Source organism: Merdimmobilis hominis (assembly GCF_016901855.1).
Classification (GTDB): domain Bacteria; phylum Bacillota; class Clostridia; order Oscillospirales; family Ruminococcaceae; genus Paludihabitans.
In genome coordinates, this window is sequence record NZ_JACJKY010000010.1 from 1 (window position 1) to 12,639 (window position 12,639).

Below are 12,639 nucleotides of genomic sequence, written 5' to 3' on the forward strand. Positions count from 1 at the left end.
CACTAAGTTTTTTACAGAAAAAGAACTTTTCTTCCCGCGCCGAGAATGACCATGATCAACACCATCCCGCACCAAACGGTGCGGGATGAATTACATCCGGGTTTAACCCTGCGGTGGGCATAACGCGCACTGAGTTTTTTTACAGAAAAAGAACTTTTCTTCCCGCGCCGAGAATGACCATGATCAACACCACCCCGCACCCAACAGTGCGGGGTGAATCACATCCGGGTTTAACCCGCACCTGCGGTGGGGCAACTCGCGCATTAAGTTTTTTACAGAAAAGAAATTTTACCGCCCGCGCTGAGAATGACCATGATCAACAACACCCCGCACCAAACGGTGCGGGGTGAATTATATCCAGGCTTAGCCTGGCGGGCTTAGCCTGGTTGATCCGGAAGCAGCAGTGTGATCGTTGTTCCCTGGTCGGGAACGCTCGAAAGCGAAACGCTTCCCCCGTGGAACAGCGCACCGTGCTTGATGATCGAAAGGCCCAGTCCGGTTCCGCCGATTGCACGGGAGTGTGATTTATCCACCCGGTAAAACCGTTCAAACACACGCTCCTGCTCGCAAAGCGGAATGCCGATGCCGGTGTCACATACGATCACGCGCGTTTGATCGTCGACATGATCCACCGTCACAAAGACCTCGCCGTTTTCTTTATTGTATTTGATGGCGTTATCCACCATGTTCTGAATCATTTCTTCCAAAATGGCGCGTACGCCGAAGATCGTATGCCAATGCACCGATACATGCAGTGTGATGCCGCGTTTTTGTGCCGCCGGCTCCATTGCACGCACAATGCCTTCTATCATCTCGTCTGCACAAACCGTCTGCTTCTGCGGCATAACAGCACCTTCGTCCAGCTTCGAAAGATTCACAATATCATTCACCAGCCGAATCAGCCGCTGTGCTTCCTCATAGATCCGTCCGGAAAAACGTCCCACATCCTCAGGCTTTACGATTCCCGAGGAAATGATCTCCGCATAGCCGGAAATCGATGTGAGCGGCGTTTTCAGCTCATGCGACACATTCGCGGTAAACTCGCGGCGAAGCCGTTCACTTTCTGCCTGTTCGGTCACATCGAGCATAATAAGCACCGCGCCGACCACCTGCGCCTGTTCCAGCACCGGATTCGAAATCAGCCGGTAAGTGCGCTCGTCATGAACCATTTCCTTTTCGCAGTGTTCGCCTGAAAGTGCCTTCTGCACTGCCTCAAAAAACGGTTCACTTCGGTTTAGTGTCAACACGCTCGCACCCGTGACCGTTTTGGTGCCAAGCAGCTTGAGCGCGCTTGTGTTATACGACAGCACTTCTTTTTCTCTGCCGACCACGACGATGCCTTCGCTCATATTTTCGGAAATCGCCGCAAACTCCTGCTGGTTTCTGCGCAGTGTTTCCATCTGTGCGCGGATGCGCTTGTTCTGATCGGAAAGCTGTCTTAAAATCGGGGACAGCTCCTCATAGGTGGCCTCTGTGCGCTCCGGATGGTCAAAGTCGATCGCCAGAAGCGGCGATACAAGCGATTTCGCAACACGCTTTGCAAACCGCGCGGAAAGCATCAATAATCCGCTCAGCACAACCAAAAGCGGAACCGCCGCGCTTAAAAACAGTCCCCATGAGGACTGACGCACCTCACTTACCCGCACCACCGTGCCGTCATCTGCAAGACACGCCGCATTGACCGTTTTCTCTCCGATGGTTTTGCTCAACCGATCGCTTACTCCCTCGCCTGTTTTGACCGCCTCGATAAACTCCGGACGATCGGCATGATTTTCCATCGTACTCTCATCCTGCTTTGAATCATGCAAAACAGTCCCGTCCGCATCAATCCAGGTCAGCCGCATCGATCCCGAAAGACTCACCTGTTCAAGATAGTCTTTTCCGGAAAGCGACACGCCTTTTGCCGCCATACGCGCACAGGTCAAAAGCTCGCGCTCGTTCTGTGCCGAAAAATAAACGCTGAACACCGCATAGGAGATACACACGCTCAGCACAAGCACCACTGCCGCGCTCAGCACAAGCACGCGAAAAATTCGTTTTGTCATACCGATTCTCCGTCGATTTTGTATCCGACACCGCGCACCGTTTCAATCAGTGCACCGCACGTGCCGAGCTTTTGGCGAAGTGTCCGGATATGAACGTCGACGGTGCGGTTTTCGCCGTCGAACGAATATCCCCATACCCGGTTTAAAATCTGATCGCGGTTTAAGACAATGCCGCGGTTCTCCAAAAGCAGGCACAGCAGTTCAAATTCTTTAAACGTGAGTGCGATTTCCTCGTGGTCAACCGTTACCACATGGCGCGCCAGATCGACAAACAATCCCTCAATCTGATACGTTTTTTTCTCCTGCGTCTTTTCCTCTGCCGCAGCGCTCCGGCGAAGCAGTGCTTTGACGCGTGCGGTCAGCTCCATCATGCCAAACGGCTTTGCAAGGTAGTCGTCTGCACCTGCGTCAAGTCCTATGACTTTGTCATACTCCGAGCCCTTGGCAGTGAGCATCATCACCGGGACGTGCTTCGTTTTGCTTGCAGCCCGCAGTTTTTTTAAGACACTCAGCCCGTCCTCTTCGGGAAGCATGATATCCAGAAGGATGAGCGCAGGGATCTCCTGTTTAAGCGCTTCAAAAAACGCACTCGGCGCCGAAAAGCCCTTTGCCTCCCATCCGATTTGTGTCAGGGTATAACAAACCAGTTCACGGATGCTGTCGTCATCCTCCAAAAGATAAATCATGTCGTTTCCTTACTCCACTTCTGTATCATGCGCACCGGTGATCGAATACACGACCCACTCTGCAACGTTTGTTGCATGGTCGCCGATGCGCTCTAAATATTTTGTGATCATCAAAAGATCCAAGCAGCGTTCGCCGTTTTGTTCGTCGGCGTTGATCATCTGAATCAGCTCGCGGCGGACTTTTATGAACAGATCGTCGACCACATCGTCATATTTCATGACGGAATGTGCGAGCGACAGATCTTTTTTGACAAACGAATCGACACTGTCGGTCACCATTTTGATCACAGCGACTGCCATGTCGTGAATGTGCACCTGTCCCGGCACCGAATCGCCCTCGATATGCATCGAAATCTCTGCAATATCGGCTGCCTGGTCGCCGATACGCTCCATGTCGGAGATCATTTTAAGCGCTGACGAAACGGTGCGCAGATCTTTGGCAACCGGCTGCTGCTGCAATAAAATTTTCATGCACAGCGATTCGATCTCGCGTTCTTTCTGGTCAATTTCGCTGTCCTTTGCAAGGACGGTTTCCGCTGTTTCGGTGTTTGCGTCAGAAAGCAGCTTCACTGCACCGGCGATGACATCCTCGCACAGTGCGCCCATGGTGATAAGTTCCTCATTCAGCTTTAACAGCTGACGGTCAAAACGATTGCGCATTATCCGAACCTCCCTGTGATATAATCCTCTGTACGTTTTTCTTTCGGCATCGAGAACACCTGCTCGGTTTTGCCCATCTCGATGACTTCGCCCAGCAGGAAGAATGCTGTGGTATCGGAAATACGGACAGCCTGCTGCATATTATGTGTGACGATGATAATAGTATAATCCTTTTTGAGTTCCGCTGCAAGGTCTTCGATCTTTGCGGTGGAAATCGGGTCGAGCGCACTCGTCGGCTCGTCCATCAAAAGCACTTCCGGCTCTACTGCAAGCGCACGCGCGATGCAAAGACGCTGCTGCTGACCGCCCGACATGCTCAGCGCGTTTTTCTTCAGCTGGTCTTTTGTTTCCTCCCAGATTGCCGCACGGCGCAGCGATGTTTCGACGATTTCGTCGAGTTTTGCACGCGAACGGATGCCGTGGGTACGCGGACCGTATGCGATGTTGTCATAAATGCTCATCGGGAACGGATTCGGTTTCTGGAACACCATGCCGACGCGTTTGCGCAGGTGGTTTACGTCCATATCGCCGTAGATATCCTCGCCGTCTAACAGCACGTTGCCCTCAATGCGGCATCCTTCCACCAGATCGTTCATCCGGTTTAAGCATTTTAACAGGGTGGATTTACCGCAGCCGGACGGACCGATCATTGCGGTGACTTCGTTTGCGCGAAATTCCATGTTGATTTGTTTGAGCGCATGAAAGTCTCCGTAATATAAATCAAGGTTTTGTACTTCAATCTTACTCATGCCATTCCCCTCTTTCCAATTCGTTTTGCAACAAATGCGGACAGTGCGTTGATGCCGACAACCAATACCAGCAGCACAACCGCCGTTGCATGTGCTTCATTCATGTGAAGACCTTCGTTTAAGAGCATGTACATATGAACCGACAGCGTTCTGCCCGAATCGCCCACACTTGTAGCGATTTCGGTTGCAGTGCCGGCTGTGAACATCAGCGCCGCCGTTTCACCGACGATACGGCCGATGCCTAAAATGACGCCTGCCAGAATGCCCGGAATTGCCGCCGGCAGCACAACCGAGAACACGGTGCGCAGTCTGCCTGCACCCAAGCCGAAGCTGCCCTCGCGGTAAAGATCCGGAACCGCCAGAATCGCTTCTTCGGTGGTGCGCATGATGAGCGGCAGAATCATGATTGCCATGGTGAGCACACCGGAGATAAGCGAGTAACCGACGCCCATCCAGATGTTAAACATCAAGTAACCGAACAGGCCGTAGACGATTGACGGAATGCCCGACAGCGTTTCTGCCGTAACACGAACCACCGACACAAATTTATTGCCGCGGCGCGCATATTCCGTCAGATAAATCGCGGAGAAAATGCCGACCGGAACTGCCACCACCAAGGAGAGCAGTGTAACCGACAGCGTATTGATGATGGCCGGCATCATCGAAGCGTTGTCGCTTGTATATTCAAAGGAGAACAGGTCTAACGATAAATTCGGAATGCCGTTTAAGATGATATGCGCAAGCAGCAGAATAAATGTGCCTGCCGTCAAAAGCGTCGCAAGACAGAGGAGCAAAAACACGATAAACGAGCCCGGATGACGCTTATAGCTGAGTAACTGTGCTTTGAGCGATCTTTTTTGTTGCTGCTTCATGCCGACTTCCTCCGTTTCATGATGGAAAAGAGCAGGTTGATGATGAGAATAAACACAAACAGCACAACACCCGTTGCAATCAGCGCTTCTCTATGTAAGCCCTGTGCATAGCCAAGCTCGATGACGATGTTTGCGGTCAGTGTACGCACACCCTCAAGCACGCTGCCCGGGATGACCGGCTGGTTACCTGCGATCATGCAGACTGCCATCGTTTCGCCGATGGCACGGCCGATGCCCAGGATGATGCCGGACATAATACCCGATTTTGCAGCCGGCAGCACAGCGCGGAACATGCTGCGCTCTCTTGTGGCGCCGAGCGCGAGCGAACCTTCATAGTACGATTCCGGTACGGCGCGGATGGACGACTCTGCGACGCTGATGATCGTCGGCAGAATCATGATGCCCAAAAGCACCGATGCGGTAAGCACGCCTTTGCCGTTTGTGCCGAACAGCTCCTGGAATGCCGGCACGATGACCACCAAGCCAAAAAAGCCATATACGATCGACGGAATGCCGGCCAAAAGGTTGACTGCCGGTTTTAATACTTTATACAGCCATTTCGGACAAAACCGCGCCAGAAACACTGCGGTGAGCAGTCCGATCGGCACACCGAACACGATTGCGCCTGCTGTGACATAAATACTGCCGATAATCATCGGGAAAATGCCGTAAATATCATTTCCCGGACGCCACGTGGTTCCAAACAGGAAGTCAAGCACACCGATCTTTCCGATTGCAGGCACGCCGTTTGCAAACAGGAACAGGCAGATCAGAATGACTGCACAGATCGATGCACACGCGAACACCAGAAACACCACGTGCATGATTCGTTCTTTCCATTGATTCATGCTAAGATTCCTTTCTTTGATGAGATCTTTGTTGATGCACACAAAACAGTCTGCGAGTATGGACAGACTGTTTTTTGTGCGGGTTCGTTTTATTTTTTTAAAGAAGGGATATCGTTTGATTATTTTGCGAGCTCATCCCATGTGGTGATTTCGCCGATGTAGATCTGTTTGATCTGCTCAGAGGTCAGATCGTCGAAGGAGTTTTCTTTGTTAACGATGACTGCGATGCCGTCGGTTGCGATGACAGTTGCTTTTGCGCCTTTGGAAACTTCTTCATCTTTTAATTCACGGGAAGCCATGCCGATGTCGCATGTGCCGTCGATTGCAGAGGAAACGCCTGTGGAGGAGTCGTTTGTCTGGAGCTCGATGGTCAGGCCGCCGTTGATTGCGTTATATGCTTCGATCAGTTTTTCCATGACCGGGGAAACCGAGGAAGAACCTACAACTGTGATGGTGCCGGTCGGGTTTTTCGAGGTGAATGCGCCGTTGTTGCCGTTGCTGATGCAGCCCTCTTCTTCAACAACTTTCTGACCCTCTTCGCTCATGATGAATGCGATGAAGTCCTCTGCTGCCGGGTTCGAAGAGCCCTCTTTTGTGACGATGTTGAACGGACGGGATACTTTGTAGCTGCCGTCTTTGACTGCGTCGACAGTCGGTGCTGCGCCGTCAACTTTGAGTGCTTTAACGTCGTCGGACAGAGCACCTAAAGAGATGTAACCGATTGCCTGTTTGTTGCCTGCGACAGTGGTCATCATAACTGCGGTGCTGTTTGTGATCTCAGCGGTTGCGACAGTTCTGTCTACTTTTTCGCCGGATTCGTCTTTTTCTTCAATGCCCAGAAGCTCGATAAACGCGCCGCGTGTGCCCGAACCATCTTCACGGGAGCAGACGTTGATTTTGCCTGTGGTGGTGCCTGCTGCGTCGCCGCCGTTGCTGCTGTCGTTGCCTTCTGTTGTGCTGCATCCTGCAAATGCTGCGGTCATCACGCCGAGTGCGGCAATGACTGCGCCAATTTTCAAAAAGCCTTTCTTCATAACCTTGTTACTCCTTTTGTTCGCTTGTTTCTTTGTTTTAGCTTACAGGACATACTTTACCGTTCATGCGTTAAATCTAAAACGGTGCGTGTGTTAAATCTGCGTTAAACCACTTCTTTTTTCGCAAAAAAACAGACAGGAATCGTTTAAAACGATTCCTGTCTGTATAATCAGTTTGATTTATGACAATCTGTTTTTAAAGTCTTCGTAACCGAATGTCTTGATGCATGCGATCTCGCCATCTTCTTTTAACATTGCAATCGACGGCAGCATCATTCCGTTAAATGTATTTGTTTTGACCATCGTATAAAGCGCCATATCACCGAAGGTGAGCACATCACCGACAGAAAGCGGCGCATCAAACGAATAATCACCGATCACGTCGCCCGACAAGCATGTCGGTCCGCCCAAACGATACGTGTATTTCTTTTCGTTCGGTTCGCCGGCGCCAATCAGCGGCGGACGGTACGGCATCTCGATCACGTCGGGCATATGGCACGCCGCAGAGGTGTCGAGAATCGCAATCTGCACGCCGTTGTTTTCGATCAAGTCGAGCACGGTCGTTTTGAGCACGCCTGCGTTTAACACGACTGCTTCGCCCGGCTCTAAATAAACCTGCACGTCATACGTATCGCGCACATGCTCGATTATTCGGACAAGCCGGTCGATGTCATAGTCCGGCCGCGTGATGTGATGGCCGCCGCCCAGGTTCACCCATTTGACCGCATGAAGCACGTCGGAAAATTTCTCCTCGAGTGCGGCTACCGTCTGCTCCAACGCATCGGAATTCTGCTCACAGAGCGTGTGCATATGAACGCCGTCCAGCATCGGCACAAGCGATCGGTCAAACTGCGCATTCGTCGTGCCCAAGCGCGAGCCCGGTGCACACGGGTCATAGATCTCATGACCCTCCTGTGTCGAGCACTCGGGATTTAAGCGCAGGCCGACCTGTTTGCCGTGCGCCTTTGCAATGGGTGCATATTTTAACAGCTGATTCGGCGAATTGAACACGATATGATCGGCAATCTCGGCGATTTCTTCAAATTCATCCGGACGGTATGCCGCCGAAAAGACGTGCGTTTCACCGCCGAATTCCTCGTGCCCAAGCTTTGCCTCATATAACCCGCTCGCCGCCGTGCCTGCAAGATATTTCCGCAGCATCGGATACATCGAAAACATCGAAAACGCCTTTTGCGCAAGCAGAATGCGGCAGCCGGTTTTCTCCATGACGGAGGCTAAAATCTGTGCGTTTTCACGCACTTTTTTCTCGTCGACTAAAAAATACGGTGTTTTCATCAGTCCACCAGCACCGGATCGTCAATTTTCTGCCACGGCAGACCCCATTTGTTGAGTGCGTCCATGAACGGGTCCGGATTCAGCTCCTCAGCGGTGTAAACGCCCGGTTTGTTCCATTCGCCGGTAAGCATCAGCATTGCGCCGATCATTGCCGGAACACCGGTGGTGTACGAAATCGCCTGCGAACCGACCTCTTTGTAGCACTCCTGGTGGTCACACACGTTATAGACATATGCGGTTTTTTCTTTGCCGTCTTTTTTGCCGGTGAAGATACAGCCGATGTTTGTTTTGCCGACGGTGCGCGGGCCGAGCGATGCCGGGTCCGGCAGCAATGCTTTCAGGAACTGGATCGGCACGATCTGATGGCCTTCAAATTCGACCGGCTCCGTCGACAGCATGCCGACGTTTTCGAGGCAGTTCATGTGGGTTAAGTAGCTCTGGCCGAATGTCATGAAGAAACGGATACGTTTTACATTCGGGATATTTTTTGCGAGCGACTCAATCTCCTCGTGGTGGAGCAGATACATATCTTTGTGACCGACCTGGTCAAAGTCGTATTCGCGTTTGATGCTCATTGCCGGAATCTCGACCCAGTGGCCGTTTTCCCAGTAGGAGCCCGGTGCGGACACTTCGCGGAGGTTGATTTCCGGGTTGAAGTTTGTTGCAAACGGATAGCCGTGGTCGCCGCCGTTGCAGTCTAAAATATCGATGGTGTCGATCGTATCGAACCAGTGTTTCTGTGCATATGCGCAGAACACCTGGGTCACACCCGGGTCAAAGCCGGAGCCGAGCACTGCGCACAGTCCTGCTTTTTCGAATTTCTCTTTGTATGCCCACTGCCACGAATAGTCAAAGTATGCCGAGAAGCCTTCTTCTTTGCAGCGTTTTTCGTAGATTTCGCGCCACTCAGGATCGTTTGTATCCTCCGGCTCATAGTTTGCGGTATCCATGTAGTTGACGCCGCAAGCCAAGCATGCGTCCATGATGGTCAGATCCTGATACGGCAGTGCGATGTTCATGACGAGCTCCGGTTTATAGTCGTTAATGAGCGCAATCAGCTCGTCCACGTTGTCAGCATTCACCTGTGCGGTGGTGATTTTTGTTTCGGTTTTGCCCTCGAGTTTTTCTTTCAGCGCATCACATTTTGCTTTGGTACGGCTTGCGATGCAGATCTCCGAGAACACGCTGCTGTTCTGGCAGCATTTTTGAATGGCAACGCTTGCAACGCCGCCGCATCCGATAATGAGTACTCTTGCCATAAAAAATTCCTCCCTGAAGGTTTTGGTTCGTTATTTTTGCATTGCCAACAGCATTTCGCGGATTACTTTGCACGCGGCGGCTGTGGAAATCCCGCTTTGGTCATAATGGGGGCTTAACTCGTTGACGTCACACGCCACGATGTTTGCATTCGCGCAGACGAGCGTGACCGCTTCACGCAGTGCGTCAAACGACACGCCGCCCGGCTCCGGTGTACCGGTTCCCGGGAACACCGACGGATCGAGCACATCAAGATCAACCGTCAGATACACCGGCTTTCCTTTGAGCGCTTCGACACAAGCAGCAAGGCCTTCGAAATTAAATTTATTGGTCGATACATGGTCTTTTCCCCATGCAAATTCCTCGCGGTCACCCGAACGGATGCCGAACTGGAAGATCCGGCCGTCGCCTAACATGTCATGACAGCGGCGGAGTACACATGCATGCGACAGCTTTTGCCCTAAATAATCGTCGCGGAGGTCGGCGTGCGCATCAAAATGAATGATGTGCAGATCCGGGTAGCGCTCTGCCGCTGCGCGCACTGCACCGAGCGTTACAAGATGCTCGCCGCCGATCATAAACGGCCGTTTGTCCGCTTCCAAAATCGCAGCAGCGCGCTCTTCGATCATCGAAAGTGCTTTCGCGCAGTCGCCAAACGGCAGTTCAATGTCGCCGCTGTCGAACACGCTGCTGTCGAGCAGATCGCGGTCCTGATACGGGCTATACGACTCGAGTCCATATGATTCACTGCGTGCCGCACGGCTGCCAAACCGTGTGCCCGGTCGATACGACGTGGTCGAGTCAAACGGCGCACCGAACAGCACGGTATCCGCTTCCTCAAACGGCACGTCACAGCATAAAAAGGTTTCAACATTCGGGTTCCACATCAACAAGCATCTCCTCTACATAAGCGGGCAGGTAAAACGCACCTTTGTGGAGCGTTGTCGTATAATAGCGGCAGGACAGTCTGCGCGCATTCCACTCTGCTTCCCGCAAGTCGCGGAGCGGATGGTATTTTTTCGACGCAAAGCCAAAAAGCCAGTGTCCGGACGGATACGTCGGGATGTGCGCCTGATACAAGCGGCTTAGAGGGAACGACTGCACAATGCGCGCGTGCGTGCGCTGCATTGCCGCCACATCCTCGTCATAAAACGGACTTTCATGCTGGTTGACCATGATGCCGTCCGCATGCAGTGCTTTATAGCAGCTGCCGTAAAATTCTTTTGTAAACAGTCCCTCGCCCGGGCCGAACGGGTCGGTCGAGTCGACGATGATGAGGTCATACGCATCCTCGCACCGGCGCACGAACTTGAGTCCGTCCTCATACCGAATCGACACGCGCGGGTCGTCGAGTCCGGTCGTTGTAAACGGCAGATACTCGCGGCAGACCTGCACGACCATCGGGTCGATTTCGACCATGTCGATATGCTCGATCGTGTCATAGCGCACAAGCTCACGCACAACGCCGCCGTCACCCGCGCCGATGACCAGCACGTTTTTGACGTTCGGATGCACCGCCAGCGGTACATGCACCATCATCTCGTGATAGATAAACTCGTCCTTTTCGGTGAGCATCATATAGCCGTCGAGTGTCAAAAACCGGCCGAACTCCGGCGATTCAAACACGTCGATACGCTGAAATTCGCTTTCGCCGCTGTACAGCTGGCGGTTTACACGGATCGACAGCTTCACATTTTTTGTATGTGGTTCGGAAAACCAAAGCTCCATTCGTCTACACTCCTTTAATCACATTGAGCCGCTCGGTGTTTGCATCCTCCGGGCCCGTGAGCGAACAGCCCTTTTCCTTTGCATAGGCAATATAGTCAAGAATCGGTTTTGTGATCTGCTCGCCCGGCGAAAGAATCGGAATGCCCGGCGGATAGCACATCACAAATTCACTGCAGATGCGTCCGTTTGTCTCTTCAATCGGAAGCGATTCGCTCTCGGAATAAAACGCCTCATGCGGTGAAAGCGTTACGATCGGCGGAATGTATTCCTGCACCATGAGACCCTTTTTCTCGCCGTGATAGATGCGTTTGATCTCTGCAAGCGCACTGCAAAGCCGCTCGATTTCACGCAGTCGGTCACCGATCGACAAATACGCGAGCACATTGCCAAGATCACCGAATTCAATCTGAATATCATATTCATCGCGCAACAAATCATACACCTCGATGCCGGCCAAGCCGATGTCGAGCGTATGAATCGACAGCTTTGTCACGTCAAAATCGAAAATGCTGTCGCCGTTTTTTAATTCCTCGCCGAACGCATAGTATCCGCCGATGCTGTTGACTTCACGGCGGGTGTATTCTGCAAGCGCCGCCACCCGCTCAAACTCCTGTCTGCCGCGCATAGCGAGGTTTCTTCTTGCAATATCAAGGCTCGCCATCAGCAGATACGAGCCGGATGTCGTCTGGGTTAAATTGATGATCTGACGCACATGGCCCTCGCTCATCGCAGGTCCGATGAGCAAAAGCGAGCTCTGCGTCAGGCTTCCGCCTGATTTGTGCATCGAAACAGCCGCCATATCGGCGCCGGCATCCATTGCGGAAATCGGCAGGCGGTCAGAAAAATAAAAGTGTGTGCCGTGCGCCTCATCGGCTAAACACAGCATGCCTGCATCATGCGCAAGCTTTACAATCGCGGGCAGGTTTGAACAGATGCCGTAATACGTCGGGTTATTCACAAGCACGGCTTTAGCATCCGGATTTTCGCGGATCGCCTCTGCCACGGCTTCCACCCGCATGCCGAGCGGAATGCCGAGCGTTTCATCACACTCGGGATTGACATACACCGGCACTGCACCGCATAAAACAAGCGCGCCCATGACACTTCGGTGAACGTTTCGCGGGAGAATGATCTTTTCGCCGCGCTTGACGACCGACAGAATCATGCTCTGAATCGCGGAGGTTGTCCCTCCGACCATCAAAAATGCGTGCGCCGCATGAAACGCCTCTGCCGCCAGTTCCTCCGCATCCCGGATGACCGAAATCGGATGACAGAGGTTATCGAGCGGCTTCATCGAGTTTACGTCCATCATGACGCACTTTTCCCCGAGCAGTTCTTTAAGCTCCGGGTTGCCGCGTCCGCGTTTATGTCCGGGCACGTCAAACGGCACGACCCGGTTTTTCTGAAAACGGACAAGCGCCTCATAGATCGGGGCGTTTTCCTGGGTAAGTCCTTTTCTCATCG

Annotated in this window: 12 protein-coding genes; all 12 read right to left on the reverse strand. The window is 52.5% G+C overall.

Going from position 1 to position 12,639, the window contains the following annotated elements:
* Nucleotides 1–377: 377 nt before the first annotated feature.
* Nucleotides 378–2,045, reverse strand: coding sequence for a sensor histidine kinase (locus H6A12_RS07455; protein ID WP_204446490.1), 1,668 nt, complete (start codon nt 2,043–2,045; stop codon nt 378–380).
* On the reverse strand, nt 2,042–2,731 hold the full coding sequence (locus tag H6A12_RS07460) for a response regulator transcription factor (protein WP_204446492.1): 690 nt from the start codon (nt 2,729–2,731) through the stop codon (nt 2,042–2,044). Before H6A12_RS07460 ends, H6A12_RS07455 begins: the two co-directional genes overlap by 4 nt.
* Before the next feature lie 9 nt (nt 2,732–2,740).
* Complete coding sequence (phoU, locus tag H6A12_RS07465; RefSeq protein WP_204446494.1) at nt 2,741–3,391, reverse strand: phosphate signaling complex protein PhoU; 651 nt, start codon at nt 3,389–3,391, stop codon at nt 2,741–2,743.
* On the reverse strand, nt 3,391–4,140 hold the full coding sequence (gene pstB, locus H6A12_RS07470; protein ID WP_204446496.1) for a phosphate ABC transporter ATP-binding protein PstB: 750 nt from the start codon (nt 4,138–4,140) through the stop codon (nt 3,391–3,393). The genes phoU and pstB overlap by 1 nt, the downstream gene beginning before the upstream one ends.
* Nucleotides 4,137–5,012, reverse strand: coding sequence for a phosphate ABC transporter permease PstA (gene pstA / locus H6A12_RS07475; protein WP_204446498.1), 876 nt, complete (start codon nt 5,010–5,012; stop codon nt 4,137–4,139). Before pstA ends, pstB begins: the two co-directional genes overlap by 4 nt.
* The gene (pstC, locus tag H6A12_RS07480) at nt 5,009–5,860 is read right to left on the reverse strand and encodes a phosphate ABC transporter permease subunit PstC (protein WP_204446500.1); all 852 of its coding nucleotides are present in this window, start codon (nt 5,858–5,860) and stop codon (nt 5,009–5,011) included. Before pstC ends, pstA begins: the two co-directional genes overlap by 4 nt.
* 119 nt (nt 5,861–5,979) lie before the next feature.
* The gene (locus H6A12_RS07485; RefSeq protein WP_204446502.1) at nt 5,980–6,894 is read right to left on the reverse strand and encodes a substrate-binding domain-containing protein; all 915 of its coding nucleotides are present in this window, start codon (nt 6,892–6,894) and stop codon (nt 5,980–5,982) included.
* Between the two features lie 180 nt (nt 6,895–7,074).
* Nucleotides 7,075–8,190 carry a carboxynorspermidine decarboxylase gene (nspC, locus tag H6A12_RS07490; RefSeq protein WP_204446504.1) on the reverse strand — a complete coding sequence of 372 codons (1,116 nt, stop codon included), beginning with the start codon at nt 8,188–8,190 and terminating at the stop codon, nt 7,075–7,077.
* A complete protein-coding gene (locus H6A12_RS07495) occupies nt 8,190–9,449 on the reverse strand; it encodes a saccharopine dehydrogenase family protein (protein WP_204446506.1) in 1,260 nt (419 codons plus the stop codon). Before H6A12_RS07495 ends, nspC begins: the two co-directional genes overlap by 1 nt.
* A gap of 30 nt (nt 9,450–9,479) precedes the next feature.
* Nucleotides 9,480–10,334: an agmatinase gene (gene speB / locus H6A12_RS07500; RefSeq protein ID WP_204446508.1), complete on the reverse strand. Its 855-nt coding sequence runs from the start codon at nt 10,332–10,334 to the stop codon at nt 9,480–9,482.
* Complete coding sequence (gene speE, locus H6A12_RS07505) at nt 10,315–11,175, reverse strand: polyamine aminopropyltransferase (protein ID WP_204446510.1); 861 nt, start codon at nt 11,173–11,175, stop codon at nt 10,315–10,317. The genes speB and speE overlap by 20 nt, the downstream gene beginning before the upstream one ends.
* A 4-nt stretch (nt 11,176–11,179) precedes the next feature.
* Nucleotides 11,180–12,637 carry an aminotransferase class I/II-fold pyridoxal phosphate-dependent enzyme gene (locus tag H6A12_RS07510; protein ID WP_204446511.1) on the reverse strand — a complete coding sequence of 486 codons (1,458 nt, stop codon included), beginning with the start codon at nt 12,635–12,637 and terminating at the stop codon, nt 11,180–11,182.
* Nucleotides 12,638–12,639: the final 2 nt, after the last annotated feature.